General features: G+C 59.7%; 19 protein-coding genes. 17 read left to right on the top strand and 2 right to left on the bottom strand.

Annotation, left to right across the window (positions count from 1 at the left end; genetic code table 11):
* The first annotated feature begins 121 nt into the window (after nucleotides 1–121).
* From D0T21_RS07370 to D0T21_RS07340, 7 genes are all read left to right on the top strand, one after another.
* On the top strand, nucleotides 122–1,300 hold the full coding sequence (locus tag D0T21_RS07370; protein WP_116990697.1) for an acetyl-CoA C-acyltransferase: 1,179 nt from the start codon (nucleotides 122–124) through the stop codon (nucleotides 1,298–1,300).
* A 3-nt stretch (nucleotides 1,301–1,303) separates the two neighbouring features.
* Nucleotides 1,304–3,196, top strand: a complete 1,893-nt coding sequence (locus D0T21_RS07365) for an acyl-CoA dehydrogenase (RefSeq protein WP_116990696.1) — start codon at nucleotides 1,304–1,306, stop codon at nucleotides 3,194–3,196.
* A gap of 26 nt (nucleotides 3,197–3,222) precedes the next feature.
* Nucleotides 3,223–3,525 (top strand): Dabb family protein, encoded by a 303-nt coding sequence (locus tag D0T21_RS07360; protein WP_116990695.1) that lies wholly within the window; start codon nucleotides 3,223–3,225, stop codon nucleotides 3,523–3,525.
* A gap of 17 nt (nucleotides 3,526–3,542) precedes the next feature.
* Nucleotides 3,543–4,325 carry an SDR family oxidoreductase gene (locus tag D0T21_RS07355; RefSeq protein ID WP_116990694.1) on the top strand — a complete coding sequence of 261 codons (783 nt, stop codon included), beginning with the start codon at nucleotides 3,543–3,545 and terminating at the stop codon, nucleotides 4,323–4,325.
* Nucleotides 4,326–4,327: 2 nt separating this feature from the next.
* Nucleotides 4,328–5,335 carry an NADP-dependent oxidoreductase gene (locus D0T21_RS07350; RefSeq protein WP_116990693.1) on the top strand — a complete coding sequence of 336 codons (1,008 nt, stop codon included), beginning with the start codon at nucleotides 4,328–4,330 and terminating at the stop codon, nucleotides 5,333–5,335.
* A gap of 2 nt (nucleotides 5,336–5,337) precedes the next feature.
* Entirely contained in the window at nucleotides 5,338–6,249 is a 912-nt protein-coding gene (locus tag D0T21_RS07345; RefSeq protein ID WP_116990692.1) for an SDR family oxidoreductase, read from the top strand.
* 72 nt (nucleotides 6,250–6,321) lie between these two features.
* A complete protein-coding gene (locus D0T21_RS07340) occupies nucleotides 6,322–7,206 on the top strand; it encodes a hypothetical protein (protein WP_116990691.1) in 885 nt (294 codons plus the stop codon).
* Here D0T21_RS07340 and D0T21_RS07335 read toward each other — a convergent pair.
* Nucleotides 7,193–8,272: a tartrate dehydrogenase gene (locus tag D0T21_RS07335; protein WP_116990690.1), complete on the bottom strand. Its 1,080-nt coding sequence runs from the start codon at nucleotides 8,270–8,272 to the stop codon at nucleotides 7,193–7,195. The two genes, D0T21_RS07340 and D0T21_RS07335, sit on opposite strands and share 14 nt — an antisense overlap.
* Before the next feature lie 81 nt (nucleotides 8,273–8,353).
* Here D0T21_RS07335 and D0T21_RS07330 point away from each other — a divergent pair, with 81 nt between their 5' ends.
* The 8 genes from D0T21_RS07330 to D0T21_RS31575 all read left to right on the top strand — a co-directional run bounded on the left by D0T21_RS07330 (nucleotide 8,354) and on the right by D0T21_RS31575 (nucleotide 13,553).
* On the top strand, nucleotides 8,354–9,271 hold the full coding sequence (locus tag D0T21_RS07330; RefSeq protein ID WP_116990689.1) for a LysR substrate-binding domain-containing protein: 918 nt from the start codon (nucleotides 8,354–8,356) through the stop codon (nucleotides 9,269–9,271).
* Between the two features lie 11 nt (nucleotides 9,272–9,282).
* Complete coding sequence (locus D0T21_RS07325) at nucleotides 9,283–9,717, top strand: GNAT family N-acetyltransferase (protein WP_116990688.1); 435 nt, start codon at nucleotides 9,283–9,285, stop codon at nucleotides 9,715–9,717.
* A gap of 11 nt (nucleotides 9,718–9,728) precedes the next feature.
* The gene (locus D0T21_RS07320; RefSeq protein ID WP_116990687.1) at nucleotides 9,729–10,211 is read left to right on the top strand and encodes an SRPBCC family protein; all 483 of its coding nucleotides are present in this window, start codon (nucleotides 9,729–9,731) and stop codon (nucleotides 10,209–10,211) included.
* An 86-nt stretch (nucleotides 10,212–10,297) separates the two neighbouring features.
* On the top strand, nucleotides 10,298–10,462 hold the full coding sequence (locus D0T21_RS32015) for a hypothetical protein (RefSeq protein ID WP_158567978.1): 165 nt from the start codon (nucleotides 10,298–10,300) through the stop codon (nucleotides 10,460–10,462).
* 166 nt (nucleotides 10,463–10,628) lie between these two features.
* Complete coding sequence (locus tag D0T21_RS07315) at nucleotides 10,629–11,111, top strand: STM3941 family protein (protein ID WP_147328041.1); 483 nt, start codon at nucleotides 10,629–10,631, stop codon at nucleotides 11,109–11,111.
* Nucleotides 11,112–11,228: 117 nt separating this feature from the next.
* On the top strand, nucleotides 11,229–11,417 hold the full coding sequence (locus D0T21_RS07310) for a DUF1737 domain-containing protein (protein WP_116990685.1): 189 nt from the start codon (nucleotides 11,229–11,231) through the stop codon (nucleotides 11,415–11,417).
* Between the two features lie 799 nt (nucleotides 11,418–12,216).
* A complete protein-coding gene (locus D0T21_RS32380) occupies nucleotides 12,217–12,591 on the top strand; it encodes a hypothetical protein (protein WP_229211371.1) in 375 nt (124 codons plus the stop codon).
* Between the two features lie 410 nt (nucleotides 12,592–13,001).
* Entirely contained in the window at nucleotides 13,002–13,553 is a 552-nt protein-coding gene (locus D0T21_RS31575) for a leucine-rich repeat domain-containing protein (RefSeq protein ID WP_147328040.1), read from the top strand.
* Here D0T21_RS31575 and D0T21_RS07295 read toward each other — a convergent pair.
* Complete coding sequence (locus D0T21_RS07295) at nucleotides 13,525–13,950, bottom strand: helix-turn-helix domain-containing protein (protein WP_373995377.1); 426 nt, start codon at nucleotides 13,948–13,950, stop codon at nucleotides 13,525–13,527. The two genes, D0T21_RS31575 and D0T21_RS07295, sit on opposite strands and share 29 nt — an antisense overlap.
* Before the next feature lie 192 nt (nucleotides 13,951–14,142).
* Here D0T21_RS07295 and D0T21_RS07290 point away from each other — a divergent pair, with 192 nt between their 5' ends.
* A complete protein-coding gene (locus D0T21_RS07290; RefSeq protein WP_116993858.1) occupies nucleotides 14,143–14,520 on the top strand; it encodes a DUF5071 domain-containing protein in 378 nt (125 codons plus the stop codon).
* A gap of 63 nt (nucleotides 14,521–14,583) precedes the next feature.
* Complete coding sequence (locus D0T21_RS07285; RefSeq protein WP_199538631.1) at nucleotides 14,584–14,913, top strand: hypothetical protein; 330 nt, start codon at nucleotides 14,584–14,586, stop codon at nucleotides 14,911–14,913.
* Nucleotides 14,914–14,958: the final 45 nt, after the last annotated feature.

Below are 14,958 nucleotides of genomic sequence, written 5' to 3'. Positions count from 1 at the left end.
TGAACCTTACGCAAAGCTTGCTCCAAACTTACGCGAAACTTACATAAATAATTTGCGAACGACCGTACTAAAATATGCTATTCTGGTTTCACTAAAAAACACCCACTCATAGGAGACTTTCATGATCGACGCCGTCATTGTTTCAACCGCCCGTACAGGTTTGGCCAAGTCGTGGAAAGGCGCGTTCAACATGACGCATGGCGCCACCCTGGGCGGCCATGCACTGCAAGCGGCGATCGGCCGCGCCGGCATCGAAGCGGGCGAGGTGGAAGACGTGCTGATCGGCTGCGCCAACCCCGAGGGCGCCACCGGCGGCAATATCGCGCGCCAGATCGCCATCCGCGGCGGCTGCCCGGTGACCACCGCCGGCATGACCATCAACCGTTTCTGCTCGTCCGGCCTGCAGACCATCGCCACCGCCGCCCAGCGCATCATCGCCGGCGAAGGCGACATCTACGCCGCCGGCGGCGTGGAATCGATCTCCTGCGTGCAGCAGGAAATGAATATGCACATGTACAAGGAAGTCTGGCTGTCGCAGCACAAGCCGGAAATCTACTGGCCGATGCTGCAGACGGCGGAAACCGTGGCCAAGCGCTACAACATCAGCCGCGAGCGCCAGGACGAATACGGCGTGCAGAGCCAGCAGCGCGCCGCCGCAGCCCAGGCCGCCGGCCGCTTCGACGCCGAAATCGCGCCGATGACCACCATCATGGGCGTGGCCGACAAGGCCAGCGGCATGCTGCTGACCCGCGAGGTGACGATCTCGGCCGACGAGGGCATCCGCGCCGATACGACTTATGAAGCGGTATCGAAAATCCGCAGCGCGGTGCCGGGCGGCGTCATCAGCGCCGGCAATGCCAGCCAGTTCTCGGACGGCGCCTCGATATCCATCGTCATGAGCGCGCAGACCGCGGCTGCCAAGGGTTTGACGCCGCTGGGCATCTTCCGTGGCTTCGCCATCGCCGGTTGCGAACCGGACGAGATGGGCATCGGCCCGGTGTTCGCGATTCCAAAACTGCTGAAGAAGGCCGGCCTGAAGGTCGAGGACATCGGCCTGTGGGAATTGAACGAAGCCTTTGCCGTGCAGGTGCTGTACTGCGCCGACACGCTGGGCATCCCGATGGATCGCCTCAACGTGAACGGCGGCGCGATCGCCGTCGGCCACCCGTACGGCGTGTCGGGCGCGCGCCTGACCGGCCATGCGCTGCTGGAAGGCAAGCGCCGTGGCGTTAAATATGTGGTCGTCACCATGTGCATCGGTGGCGGCCAGGGAGCGGCGGGCCTGTTCGAAGTGGTGTAAGCCATGCCGTCCCTCCTGCTGTCGCGCCGCGACATCGCCTTCATGCTGTACGAATGGCTGGATGCGGAGGCGCTGACCCGGCGCGCCCGCTTCCAGGACCACAACCGCGAAACCTTCGATGCCGCCATCGATACGGCCGAGCAGCTCGCCACCGAGCTGTTCGCGCCGCATAACAAGAAGAGCGACAGCGAGGAGCCGCATGCCGTTGTCGGCGAGCGCTGCCTGAGCGTCAAAATCATTCCCGAGGTGAAGACGGCGCTCGACGCCTTCTCCGCCGCCGGCCTGATGGCGGCCGGGCAGGACTTCGAGCGCGGCGGCATGCAGCTGCCGGTGGTGGTGGAGAAGGTGCTGGCCTCGTACTTCACGGCGGCCAACGTGGCCACCAGCGCCTACACTTTCCTGACCATGAGCAGCGCCAATACCTTGCTCAAGTGCGGCACGCCGGAACAGGTGCGGCGCTATGTCGATCCGATGTTCGCCGGCCGTTTCTTTGGCACCATGTGCCTGTCGGAGCCGCAGGCCGGTTCCAGCCTGTCCGACATCACCAGCCGCGCCGTGCCCGATCCGCAAGCCGGCGTCGATGGCGAGCGCCAGTTCCGCCTGAGTGGCAACAAGATGTGGATCTCGGCCGGCGAGCATGAGCTGTCGGACAACATCGTGCACCTGGTGCTGGCCAAGATCCCCGGCCCGGACGGCAAGCTGATCCCCGGCGTCAAAGGCATCTCGCTGTTCATCGTGCCCAAGTTCCTGGTCAACGAAGACGGCAGCCTCGGCGAGCGCAACGACGTCGTGCTGGCCGGCCTGAACCACAAGATGGGCAACCGTGGCACCAGCAACTGCCTGCTCAACTTCGGCGAAGGCAAGTTCCAGCCGCAGGGCAAGGGCGGCGCCATCGGCTACCTGGTCGGCAATCCGCACCAGGGCCTGGCCAATATGTTCCACATGATGAACGAGGCGCGCATCAGCGTCGGCCTGGGCGCTGCGGTGCTGGGCTACACCGGCTACCTGCATGCTTTGGACTACGCGCGCAACCGTCCGCAAGGCCGGCATCCCGCGCAAAAAGATCCGGCCCAGCCGCAATTGCCGATCATCGAGCACACCGACGTGCGGCGCATGCTGCTGGCCCAGAAGGCTTATGTTGAAGGCGGCCTCGGCCTGGTGCTGTACAGCGCGCGCCTGGTCGACGAGCAGCACAGCGCCGAAACGCCGGAAGCCCGCGAACATGCGGCGCGCCTGCTGGATTTCCTGACGCCGATCACCAAATCCTGGCCGTCGCAATGGTGCGTGGAGGCCAACAGCCTGGCGATCCAGGTGCACGGCGGCTACGGCTACACGCGGGAATACAACGTCGAGCAGTTCTACCGCGACAACCGCCTGAACGCCATCCACGAAGGCACGCATGGCATCCACGGCCTCGACCTGCTGGGCCGCAAGGCCACCGTGCAGGATGGCGCACTGTTCAAAGCCTTCGGCGCCGAGCTGCGCAAGACGGTACGCAAGGTGCGCGGCAGCGTCGGCGCGCCGGATGCGGTATCGTCCGAGCTGGCCGGCATCAGCAAGGAGCTGCTGGCGCACGCCGATGCGCTTGATGGTGCGTGGCAGGCAGTGGAACTCGTCACGCAAAAGCTGTATGCTGCCGGCGACCTGAATAAAACCCTGGCCAACGCCAGCCTGTACCTGGAAGCGGTGGGACATGTGGTGGTCGCCTGGATCTGGTTGCAGCAGGCTCTGCTGGCCGCTGCTGCGCTGGAAACCGGCGATGCCGATTTCTATCGCGGCAAGCTGCAAGCCTGCCGCTACTTCTTCCACTGGGAATTGCCGAAAGTCGAACAGCAGCTGGAACTGCTGGCCAGCATAGACACCACCACGCTCGACATGCGCGACGCGTGGTTCTAAACAAGCGATAACTAAAGGGAGACAAGATGATCAAGCACATCGTAATGTGGAAACTGAAAGACCATGCCGAAGGCGCCGACCGCGCCACCAACGCGGCCAAGATGAAAGCGCTGCTGGACGGCTGCATCGGCCTGGTGCCCGGCCTGCTGAAGCTGGAAGCCGTCGTGGCCCAGCCCGGACTGGAAGCGACGTATGACGTGATGCTGTACTCCGAATTCACCGACAAGGCCGCGCTGGACGAATACCAGAACCATCCCGACCACGTCGCCATGAAACCCTTCTTCGGCGCGGTGCGCGATGCGCGCCAGTGCATGGACTACGAAATCTAAAGTTAAGGACACCCGCAATGCGTACAACTCAAGAATTGTTTTCCCTGGCCGGCAAGACCGCGCTGATCACCGGCGGTTCGCGCGGACTGGGCCTGCAAATGGCGCTGGCGCTGGGCGAGCAGGGCGCCAAGGTGGTCATCTCCTCGCGCAAGCAGGCGGACCTGGATGAAGCGGTGGCCTTCCTGACCGGCCACGGCATCAGCGCCCACGCCATCGCCGCCGACCTGTCGCAGGATGCGCATGCGGACGCGCTGGTGACGGCCGCGCTGGCCCACCTCGGCCACATCGATATCCTGATCAACAACGCCGGCGCCAGCTGGGGCGCGCCCGCCGAAGACCATCCGGTCGAAGCGTGGGACAAGGTGATGAACCTGAACATCCGCAGCATCTTCGTGGTGTCGCAGCTGGTGGGCAAGCGCTCGATGATTCCGCGTGGCTACGGCCGCATCATCAACATCGCCTCGATCGCCGGCCTGGCCGGCAATCCGCCCGGCACCATGCAGACCATCGCCTACAACACGTCTAAAGGCGCGCTGGTCAACTTCACGCGCACGCTGGCGGGCGAGTGGGGCCGTCATGGCATCACCGTCAACGCGCTGGCGCCGGGCTTCTTCCCGTCGAAGATGACCAAAGGCTTGCTGGAGAAGCTGGGACCGGACGAGATCTCCAAGGATGCGCCGCTGGGCCGCTTGGGCGACGACGAAGACTTGAAAGGCGCGGCGGTGCTGTTCGCCTCCGACGCCGGCAAGCACATCACCGGCCAGATCCTGGCGGTGGACGGCGGCGTATCGGCGGTCTGACAATGACTGCGATACCCAAGACCTACCAGCGCATCGTGCTGGCGGCGCGTCCGCGCGGCCCGGTGGCGGCGGAGAACTTCCGGCTGGAGACGGTGGACGTGCCCGAACTGGCCGACGGCGAAGTGCTGGTCCGCAATCACTATCTGTCGCTGGATCCGTACATGCGCGGACGCATGAGCGCGGCCAAGAGCTACGCCACCTCGCAAGCACTGGATCAGACCATGATAGGCGGCACCGTGGGCCAGGTGCTGGCGTCGCGTAACGATTACTACAAAGTCGGGGACTTCGTCGGCGGCATGCTGGGATGGGCAGAGATGGGCGTGTCCGACGGCGTATTGCTGCGCAAACTCGACACCACGCGCATTCCACTGTCGGCCTACCTCGGCGTGGTCGGCATGCCGGGCATGGCGGCGTGGTATGGCTTTCATCAAATTCTGGAAGCGGGCGCCGGCGATACGGTGGTGGTGTCGGCGGCCAGCGGCGCGGTCGGCAGCGTGGTCGGGCAACTGGCCCGGTTGCGTGGTTGCCACGTGGTCGGCATCGCCGGCGGGCCGGAGAAGTGCGAGTATGTCGTCAAGCAGCTGGGCTTCGATGCCTGTGTCGACTACAAGGCTGGCAACCTGGAGGCCGACCTGGCCGCCGTCACGCCGGACGGCGTCGATGCGATTTTTGAAAATGTCGGCGGCGCCTGCCTCGACGCGGCGCTGGCACGCACCAATCCCTTCGCCCGCGTGGCGCTGTGCGGCCTGATCGCCGGCTTCAATGGCCAGGAAATGCCGATCAAGAATTCGCGCCTGCTGCTGATCAACCGCCTGATGCTGCGCGGTTTCATCGTCACCGAACATATGGAATTCTGGCAGCAGGGCTTGCAGGAGCTGGCCGTGCTGGTCGCCAACCATCAGATCAAATACCGCGAAACGGTAGCGGACGGCCTCGCGGCCGCACCGCAAGCGTTCATGGGCCTGCTACAAGGGCAAAACTTCGGCAAACAACTGGTGAAGCTTATCTAATAATGAAAACATTCAGAGACAAGGTCGTCGTCATCACTGGCGGCGCAAGTGGTTTGGGCCGCGAATTCGCCAACGTGGCGGCGCGTGAGGGCATGAAGCTGGTGCTGGCCGATGTACAGGTCGATGCGTTGCAACGCGCGGTCGAGGAGCTGACGGCGCAAGGCGCCAGCGTGATCTCGCGCCTGTGCGATGTGCGCAAGGGCGAGCAAGTGCAGGCGCTGGCCGATGCGGCCGTGGCCGAATTCGGCGCCGTGCATCTGCTGTTCAACAACGCCGGCGTAGGTTCTGGCGGGCTGATCTGGGAAAGCACCGAGGCCGATTGGGAATGGGTGATGGGCGTGAACGTGTGGGGCGTGATCCACGGCGTGCGCATTTTCACCAAGCTGATGCTGGAAACGGCCAAGAGCGATCCATCGTTCGAAGGCCACATCGTCAACACGGCATCGATGGCGGGTTTGCTGAATGCGCCGGCGATGGGCGTGTACAACGTCTCCAAGCATGCGGTGGTATCGCTGTCGGAGACCTTGTATCAGGATCTGCAACTGGTCGGTGCGCCGATCGGGGCGTCGGTGCTGTGCCCGTATTTTGTGCCGACCGGGATCAGCCAATCGCACCGCAACCGTCCCGAGGACGTACGCATGACGCAAGGCCCGACCGCCAGCCAGCTGGCCTCGCAAGCCATGACGGACAAGGCGGTATCGTCCGGCAAAGTGTCGGCGCAGGACGTTGCGGAGATCACCTTCAAGGCCATCGCCAACGGCGACTTCTATATCTACTCGCATCCGGGCGCGCTGGCCGGCGTGCAGGAGCGCATGCAGCACATCGTCGCCGGCACCAATCCCGGCGATGCATATGCCGCCACGCCGCATGTGCGCGAAGCGCTGCGGGCCAAGATGAAGCTGGGTGAGCGATAGAGGCAACAAAGTGCGTATTTTGACGTAACGGCGCCATGCTAAGCTGGTCGCGATACCACTCCGCCTTGTCTCATGATCGCCACCAAAAAACTGCTTTTATTATTGTCCGTTGTCATAGGCGCCGGTGCGATCTGGGAGGGCGTCGATTTGCTGACGCGGCCACCGGTCGCATCGGCCCCGGCTTTCGGCGCGCCGTCGCCGGCAAGCTTGCCATCGCGCCGCGCCTCCGAGCCCAAGCGGCTTCAGGCAGGAAAAACCGTCGCGAATGCTGTCGTCGAAGACATGGTACGTGCCGCTGCGGGCGATCCAGAGAAATCGTTTATAGCGTTTCAGAAGATCCAGGAATGCCTGACCTTGGAAAAATACAAGGAAGTCGTCGATGATGTCGATGTCAAGGTCACCAAGCAGGAGACGGGTTTTCAAGTCCAGGTCCTGGAACACAAGGTAGATGAACAGGCATTGCAAGTACTTCGCAAGACGTGCGCGGGCTTGACCGGCAGGACCCGGCTGGATCGCTTTCAGCTGCTGAGCTACGCCGTCGATCAACACGTCGGCGGGGCACTCGGGGTGTATATCTTCGCCGGTCCGCAGGGTGATCGTAGCGCCTTGGAGGAACGGCCGGCCGATCCGGCTGTGAGCGAATGGCGTACCGATGCGCTCAAGCTCTTGGATGATCGAATCGCGTCGGGATATCCCGATGCCTTGCTGCTTAGTAGCTCCGCTTACCCGGCGTTAGGCAGGCAGCAAACCGTGGCGGACCTCTACATGGAACATCTGGCCGCCAACAAAGTGCTCGGCGCGATCAATTCCAACGACGGTGTCTACCCGAAAGCGCTGCTGGATGGCTGGGCCCAGTCTTTAAACGCACAGCAACGCAGCGATGCTGAGGCGCAGGCCGAACGCATCTTCCTGGCGTGGAAGCAGCGCTCACAACACCCGGTGGTCAAGCCAGCTTAGCGGCAATAGCCTGACCGGCTTCCGTGGTGCTGGCCGTGCCGCCCATGTCCGGCGTGCGGTTGCCGTCCAATAGCCAGGCTTCAATGGCGGTGACGATGGCGTCGTGGGCCGCGCGGTAGTTGGCGTCGCCGTTGCCGAGGAAGTCCAGCATCATCGCGCCAGACCAGATCATCGCGACCGGATTGGCGATGTTCTTGCCGTAGATGTCGGGCGCCGAGCCGTGCACCGGCTCGAACAGCGACGGCCACTGCCGGCTCGGATTCAAGTTGGCCGACGGCGCGATGCCGATGGTGCCGGTGCAGGCCGGGCCGAGGTCGGACAGGATGTCGCCGAACAGGTTGGACGCCACCACCACATCAAACCGTTCCGGCGACAGCACGAAACGCGCGGCCAGGATGTCGATGTGGTACTGGTCCCAGCTCACGTCCGGGTAGTCCTTGGCCATCTCGGCCACGCGTTCGTCCCAGTACGGCATGCTGATCGAGATGCCGTTCGACTTGGTGGCCGAGGTCAGGTGCTTGCGCGGCCGGCTCTGCGCCAGGTCGAAGGCGTATTGCAGCACGCGGTCCACGCCGGTGCGGGTGAAGACGGCTTCTTGCAGCACGAATTCGCGCTCCGTCCCTTCAAACATGCGGCCGCCGACGGACGAATATTCGCCCTCGGTGTTTTCGCGCACGATGTAGAAGTCGATGTCGCCGGGCTGCTTGTTGGCCAGCGGGCAGGGCACACCTGGCATCAGGCGCACTGGCCGCAGGTTGACGTACTGGTCGAACTGGCGGCGGAACTTCAGCAACGAGCCCCACAGCGAAATATGGTCGGGCACCAGCGCCGGCCAGCCGACCGCGCCGAAGAAGATGGCTTCGTAGCCTTTCAGCTGCTCGAACCAGTCGTCGGGCATCATCTTGCCGTGCGCTGCGTAGTAGTCGCAGCTGGCCCACTCGAAGGTGGTCCATTCGATATTGATGTTGAAGCGGCGCGCCGCGGCTTCCACCACGCGTATGCCCTCAGGCACGACTTCCTTGCCGATGCCGTCTCCGGCGATGACTGCGATTTTGTGTGTTTTCATGGACGTTCTCCTTGAAGAGAAGGATAGCGCGATCCGCTTCGTTTAGAATGTGTTGAAATGTGAGCCAATAAAACACGTACCGTGAACAATAAGATAGAAAATGATGATCTGCGGGTGCTGGTGGCGGTGGTGCGCAAGTCCAGCTTTGCCGGCGCTGCGGAGACACTGGGCATGTCGCCGGCCTATGTCAGCAAGCGTATCGGCATACTGGAGGACGCACTGGGTGTGCGGCTGTTCCACCGGACCACGCGCCGGGTCGTGCTCAGCGAGGATGGCGAGCAGGTCTACGCCCGCGCGCTGACGATACTGGAAAGCCTCGACAGCCTGTTCGACGATGTCGCCGAACGCAAGGGCGTGCCGCGCGGACTGCTGCGCGTCAGCAGCAGCTTCGGCTTCGGCCGCAACGTGGTTGCGCCGGCGATTGCCGGACTTCTCAAGGCCCATCCATCGCTGGAGGTCAGGCTGGAGGTGTTCGACCGGCTGGTCGATATCGTCACCGAGGGCTTCGACCTGGACATCCGCGTTGGCGACGACATCGCGCCGAACCTGATCGCGCGCCGGCTGATGGACAACCACCGCATCCTGTGCGCCGCGCCGTCGTATCTGGAACGGCGCGGAACGCCGCGCACGCTTCAGGAATTGGCCGGCCATGACTGCCTTGCGATCAAGGAGCGCGACATGCCGTTCGGCGTGTGGCGCTTGCGCAGCGGCGCGCAGGACGAGATCGCGGTGAAGGTGACAGGGCCGCTGTCGTCCAACCACGGCGAGATCGCGCTGCAATGGGCGGTGGCGGGCGCCGGCATCGTGCTGCGTTCGCGCTGGGATGCGCAGCCGCACCTGGACCGTGGCGACCTGGTGCAGGTGCTGCCCGAGTACACGCAGGACGCCAACGTCTGGGCGGTGTATCCGCAACGGCTGGCGAGTTCGGCCAAGGTGCGCGTGTGCGTGGACTTCCTTGAGCGGCACCTTGCATGCGACAATCCTGCTTCCCCCAACTAGCCTGCACGCCGATGACCAACACCGCCAAGCACGACATCCGTACCGGAGACTGGACCGCCCTCAATGCCGACGCCAAGCTGATACGCTTTGAAGTCTTCGTCGAAGAACAGAAGGTTCCCGCCGAACTGGAAATGGACCACATGGACGCGGTCTGCCTGCACGCGGTGGCCTACGATGCCGCCGGCACGCCGGTCGGCACCGGCCGCCTGCTGCCGGACGGCCACATCGGCCGCATGGCGGTGCGCCAGGTCGCGCGCGGCAGCGGCGTTGGCGGCGCCTTGCTGCAAGTGCTGATGACGCAGGCGCGCGCCCGTGGCGACAAGCAGGTAGTGCTGAGCGCGCAATCGCACGCCGCGCCGTTTTACGAGCGCCACGGTTTCGCCATCGACGGCGACGAATTCTTCGAGGCCGGCATTGCCCACATTAACATGCAGTTCACCTTTTAAGGAGCACAGCCATGACGCACATCGTAGAGAATTTCGATCCCAAGCTGGACCTGGTATTTGAGCGCGACATCGACATCGCACCGGAACTGGTGTGGGCCGCCTGGACCAAGCCGGAGCATCTGGTGAACTGGTTCACGCCGTCGCCGTGGAAGACCTTGGAAGCGCATTGCGACCTGCGTCCCGGCGGTTTGTTCAGTTCCGTGATGGCCGGCCCGAACGGCGAGCGCCACGACAACCGCGGCTGCTATCTGGAAGTGGTGGAAAACCGCCGCCTGACCTGGACCGATGCACTGGGACCCGGCTTTCGTCCGACCGGCAACGCCTTCATCACCGGTGTGGTGACGATGGAGCCGCTGCCCAACGGCGGCACCCGCTACATCGCCTGCGCCCGCCACAAGGACGAAGCCACCGTCGAAGCGCACAAGCAGATGGGCTTCCAGGAGGGGTGGGGCAAGGCCCTCGACCAGCTGGTTGCCTACATGAAGCAGCAGTAACAATAGCGCGCGCCTTCACGGCCTATTTCCTCGCTTGCATCGTGATTAGCCTAGCCTTCGGCGCGGGTGCGATCTAGGTCTTGCCGTTGAGTCTGATCGAAGTGGCGCTGATTGCAGGGCTGATCTTTTGGCTGTGTCGGCGCCTGGGCTATTTGAACTGGTGGAGCGCCGTGCTGGCCGGCTTGTGTTGCTCCGGTTTGGTGTTTGGCGCGGACGTCAGCGGGAATGTCCTGCGCGCGGGTGCAAAATGAAATTGAATGTCCGAATTGGGGCGGCTTCAGCCGAAGTGGGAATTTGTGAGTTTTGCAGATAAGCAAGCTGCTATCCTGAACGCCGCCGGCCGAGTTCGGCCACATTCGGGCATTCGTAATGCTCGACCAATAAGACGCAGCATGAAAACCAAATTTGGAGACGCGTGTGGATTCAGACGTAATTGTCGTTTCGGGCAACAAGATGAAGGCAGCGCTGGTGTTCCTTGGGTCCACCGCGTTTGTCGCCATCGGCGTAGCGATGATTAGAAGCGGGGACAATGACGGCTGGGGTGCAGTGGTGTTTTTTGGCCTGTGCCTGTTGGTGTCGCTTTACATGCTGATGCCCAATGCCATCCGACTGAAGATCGACAAAAATGGCGTCGAGATGAAAACGTTGTTCAAGCCGATAAAGCTGGCTTGGAGCGATGTCGAGACCTTTTATGTAGGAGGGATAAGGACCGGACTCTCCACCACCAAGCTCATCGGAATAAAATACTCATCGACCTACAATAAGGCGCGCGCAGGTAGGCAATTTTCATCATCGTTGACTGGAATGGAGGGCGCGTTGCCTAATCACTTCAGCAAATCGGCGGAAGAACTGTGCGCGTTGTTGAATGATGCGAAGCGGCGATGGTCGCAGCCGATATAACGACGCAAACACAAACGCCTGGGCTAGAGTGACTGTCGGTAATGGGTTTAACCCGGTGAGGCAGTTCGTGGACGCCTCACGGCCACAAGCAGCCGCTTCAGCAAGCGAAAGGAAACGATGAAAGTACCACCAGACAATTTGCCGATTTATCGAGTGCTAACGGGGCCTGACGATGCAAAATTTTGCGGGCGCGTTAGCGAGGCGCTTGCGCTAGGTTACGTGCTTTACGGCTCGCCATCGGTGACGTTTAATGGGAAAAGCGTTATCGTAGCCCAAGCCGTCATCTGGCCTGCGATTGACGCTTAGGCGGCTTTAACCAACCAGCAGCGGATGTTCAACTCGATATCTAAGAAATATATGGGCTATTTCTTTCTTGCTGCCGCCTCTTTGCTAACTACAGGCTTCGCCTGGAGGCGCATCTTAACGCAGCGCTACTCAAGGGGCGCTCGAGTTGCATATCTGATTTTGACTCTTGTTCCTATTGCAGGGCCAGTATTCTACTTATTGATTGATCCACCCGATAGCTCTCCGGTGGTGGTTCGGCCGGAGGAATTCTGGGAGCCTACGAAAGGCGCTGGCCCACCATGGCCTTCGTTTGGACCGTTAATGAAGTCGATATGCTCAATGTTTAAACGAAATTCGTAAGCACGCTTGGGTTGGCTGAAATTGGCCAGTTGCAGACAGCGGGTAGCTGACCTGCACATCTAGCCACGGAGACTGAAACTGGACCTTAAGAAATCCGATGACTGTATACGCACGGTCGCGCAGCAGTTCATCGCCCTTTGCACTTTACCTCTCTCCGAAAAATTCCCATGGGTCTGGCAATGTCAGGAATGCGGTGCGGTTGGCGAGGAGAGTACCTTTACCGACACAAAGGCTTGTACGTGTACAAAGTGTGGAACTACTTTTGCAATGAAAAACATGCGCTTCTTCGAGCATCGAGATGAGCTTGTTAGGCGCAGCGCGGCGAAGTGAGCTGGGACCACGGCTGGCGCGACCATGTTATCAATGACAGAACCAATGTCAGCAACGCGGCGGCTGCGTCAACGACGTGACCGAGTACAATCGGCCAACAACGGACCTTCAACAGTTTATCGGAATTTGAATGCCAGAATTTTCTTGGGAACCGTTAGATTTTCTTGATGCATTAGGCGTCGTGCCTGTAGGTGAGGAGTATGGCATTTCCTATAGCTATTCAGTCGAACGTCGTCCGTTAAATTTAGCTCTCACCATTTGGCCGATGGCGGGTGACGTGGAGCTAACTATTCGATGTGAGGGAGTCATCGAGCCAGTGATATTCTTGAATCTCTTAGGTAGTCCGGGTGCGAGAGTGGTCGCCGGTAAGGATGGAAAATTCATCGAATTCGCGGCGGCCAATTTATTCGCTGGGCGTTACGATATTACCCGCCCGGCCCCTTATGGCTTCCGCCTCCGGTTAGAGCCTAGCTGGCAGGTGACGGCATTTAGCTATGACGTGTAGCGGCCAAGTACAGACATTGCTGAGGTAAGCAATGTATCGACGGCCATTTTCCATCGTGGTATTCTGAGGAAAATATATTTCCATCAATTAATTAAAATGCAGATTTCAACGATTATTGGTTTGGCAGGAACGGTAACATGCGTAGGTCTCTTCATTAAACAAAAGAACTGGTTGCTCGCTACCGCTTTTGCTTTTTCCACAGTATATATGATATTGGATAAGGTAATTCGCATTCCGATGGTTCCATATTTTTTGGTTCCTTGGTTTGCGTACTTGTTTTTCGCTCTTGTTGCGTATGAGATTTTTCGAACTGTTGTCCTCAAATAGTCTCATGTCGGCCACTAGCGGCCCATCACACAGGTCAGGCAAAAAATAATGACAAGAAAAGTGCAATCACCGATCACGATGCAATGAAATTTAACCGACATGTCTCCCCGATCGAAAATGAAGTCCAAGATCGTACCAGCGATGCTTGGAAAGCTCTTTGCCGCTATATCGATCACCTTGAAGAGAGCGGGGCAGAAGAGTTTTCACCTCTTGAAGTACTCGGCCCTGAACTATACGCCGGTATCCAGACATTACCTGAATCAATCGCCAGACTGAAGCAAGTCAGGAAAGTCTCGCTCTACGGAAGCAAACTCAAGCGTATTCCTCCCGAAATAGGAGAAATGGTCGCTTTAACGCACTTCGACGTTTACACATCGTACGGTTTGCAGTGGTTTCCAAATGAGCTGACGCGCTGCAAGAACCTTTTTCAGAGCCGCGTTAGCACTCGCGCCTTGTATGGGAATTACAAGCACCGGCTGCACTTTCCTTCGCTGAAAGGGAATCCGGTTCGCTATTTTGGTGAAACCGTCAAATGTAGCGTTTGCGGTGTTAGTTTGCGTTTGATTCTGACCCGCGATTTGCATCGAATACTGACCCTCTCTCAGTTTACTTCTTCGGGGTTATGCGGGGGCTAAGTTGTGCGTGACCTCCTTTCCTGTTTGCTGGGTTGAATGTTCGTTTGCTGGCCGGATTGACCCTCTCAGTTTGACCCTCTCTCCATGTCCTCGCGAACGCTGCGACCCTGTCGTAAGACCCCTCGAACCCCAATTCCTTTAAGTCCTCGTGCACCTGTTTCAGCGTGCGCCGCTGCTTGCGTGACTTGGCCGCCTCGGACTTGAGGAGTGCTGAAAGCTGGAACGCGTATTTGTCGATGGCGCGGGTGGAGCGCCGCTCAGCGTAGGCTGGCTCTATGGTTCCGTTGCGCAGATGGCGCCGGACGGTGTTTCTGGAGATGCCCAATCGCCTGGCGATCTCTCTCAATGGGACCTGGTCGCGAATGTGCCAGCGTCGGATAATGCCTAGTAATGCCACGTCGATCACTCCAATTCCCCGCTCAATGTGATGAGCAGGATTGTGTCTTAAACGTGGGTCAGTTCGGTTTGCAAAATATGCGGCAAACTGGGTCAGATTTCACTGCAAATCAACAGAAAAGCAATCACATCGCTAATTGGGCTGACTTCGGCCATAACCAGACGGACACCATTGAAGACTTTTAGGCGATAAATGAGCAGAGATTTCGGCCTCCCATGTGATAAGTACGACATAGCAAGCGCAGAAACGCTTGTTTCGCTTGGCTGGGAAAAGGTCTTGCCGGTAATGCCCGATATTCTAGAATGGCTGCAGGACATTAATTGGCCCGTGGCGGGCGTTTTCCGGCCATTCCTGATTGATGTAGGTGCGCCTCTCGCCCCGTTCATAAAAGCCGTACTTGCGACCGACGACAATGTGTGGAAATACGGTATTCTTGTTAGTGTTGTAAGTCAGTCGCCGGAACTCGCCGCAGAACTGCGTTTGGACCTTGAGCGCCTGTGTAGTAACCCATCGGCTGGCGAGCAACTTGAAGGCGTTTCAGAACTGGCGCAGGAAATCTTGGCAAGCTAAATGCCTAGACTGTTTGCGGCCACTAGCAGCCATTCAATTTTTTCTCGAAATGAGTAATTCACAATGGATTTCATCGAACTCGCATTCAAAAGATTGGACCGAATGCTTGCCACGAATGATTACATCGATTGGGCGGATGGTTTGTTAGTAGCTGGGAGCGAAGCTTCTAGCATCGCCGAACTAGCGAGCTGTTCTTGGGAACCGATTCCGGAAGCCCAGTGGCAAGCTATCGCGGCCGATTGTGGGCGGGTAGAGTTTCAAGACATTGAAAGAAGGATTCAAAATCTGAAGAACGAGCTTGCGGAAACACTTGAATGGGATGGTGATACGCAAGATGACATTAATCGTGCATTACGGTTCTTTAAATCTTTACTTGAGTTCCGTCCAGCGTGATATGACGAAAACCGGCCAACAGCCGACTTTATCGTAGGCGATTTT

It is taken from the genome of Duganella sp. BJB476, from assembly GCF_003416895.1.
Taxonomy (GTDB): Bacteria; Pseudomonadota; Gammaproteobacteria; order Burkholderiales; family Burkholderiaceae_D; genus Rugamonas.
This window is presented reverse-complemented; position numbering and strand designations above follow the sequence as displayed.

Bases quoted from the DNA above. Each gene is read 5' to 3' on its own strand.
- D0T21_RS07325 (WP_116990688.1), top strand. From the start codon at position 9,283: ATGACCAACACCGCCAAGCACGACATCCGTACCGGAGACTGGACCGCC.
- D0T21_RS07320 (WP_116990687.1), top strand. From the start codon at position 9,729: ATGACGCACATCGTAGAGAATTTCGATCCCAAGCTGGACCTGGTATTT.
- D0T21_RS07360 (WP_116990695.1), top strand. From the start codon at position 3,223: ATGATCAAGCACATCGTAATGTGGAAACTGAAAGACCATGCCGAAGGC.
- D0T21_RS07310 (WP_116990685.1), top strand. From the start codon at position 11,229: ATGAAAGTACCACCAGACAATTTGCCGATTTATCGAGTGCTAACGGGG.
- D0T21_RS07290 (WP_116993858.1), top strand. From the start codon at position 14,143: ATGAGCAGAGATTTCGGCCTCCCATGTGATAAGTACGACATAGCAAGC.
- D0T21_RS07370 (WP_116990697.1), top strand. From the start codon at position 122: ATGATCGACGCCGTCATTGTTTCAACCGCCCGTACAGGTTTGGCCAAG.
- D0T21_RS32380 (WP_229211371.1), top strand. From the start codon at position 12,217: ATGCCAGAATTTTCTTGGGAACCGTTAGATTTTCTTGATGCATTAGGC.
- D0T21_RS07340 (WP_116990691.1), top strand. From the start codon at position 6,322: ATGATCGCCACCAAAAAACTGCTTTTATTATTGTCCGTTGTCATAGGC.
- D0T21_RS07335 (WP_116990690.1), bottom strand. From the start codon at position 8,272: ATGAAAACACACAAAATCGCAGTCATCGCCGGAGACGGCATCGGCAAG.
- D0T21_RS07350 (WP_116990693.1), top strand. From the start codon at position 4,328: ATGACTGCGATACCCAAGACCTACCAGCGCATCGTGCTGGCGGCGCGT.
- D0T21_RS07355 (WP_116990694.1), top strand. From the start codon at position 3,543: ATGCGTACAACTCAAGAATTGTTTTCCCTGGCCGGCAAGACCGCGCTG.
- D0T21_RS07285 (WP_199538631.1), top strand. From the start codon at position 14,584: ATGGATTTCATCGAACTCGCATTCAAAAGATTGGACCGAATGCTTGCC.
- D0T21_RS31575 (WP_147328040.1), top strand. From the start codon at position 13,002: ATGAAATTTAACCGACATGTCTCCCCGATCGAAAATGAAGTCCAAGAT.
- D0T21_RS07345 (WP_116990692.1), top strand. From the start codon at position 5,338: ATGAAAACATTCAGAGACAAGGTCGTCGTCATCACTGGCGGCGCAAGT.
- D0T21_RS07365 (WP_116990696.1), top strand. From the start codon at position 1,304: ATGCCGTCCCTCCTGCTGTCGCGCCGCGACATCGCCTTCATGCTGTAC.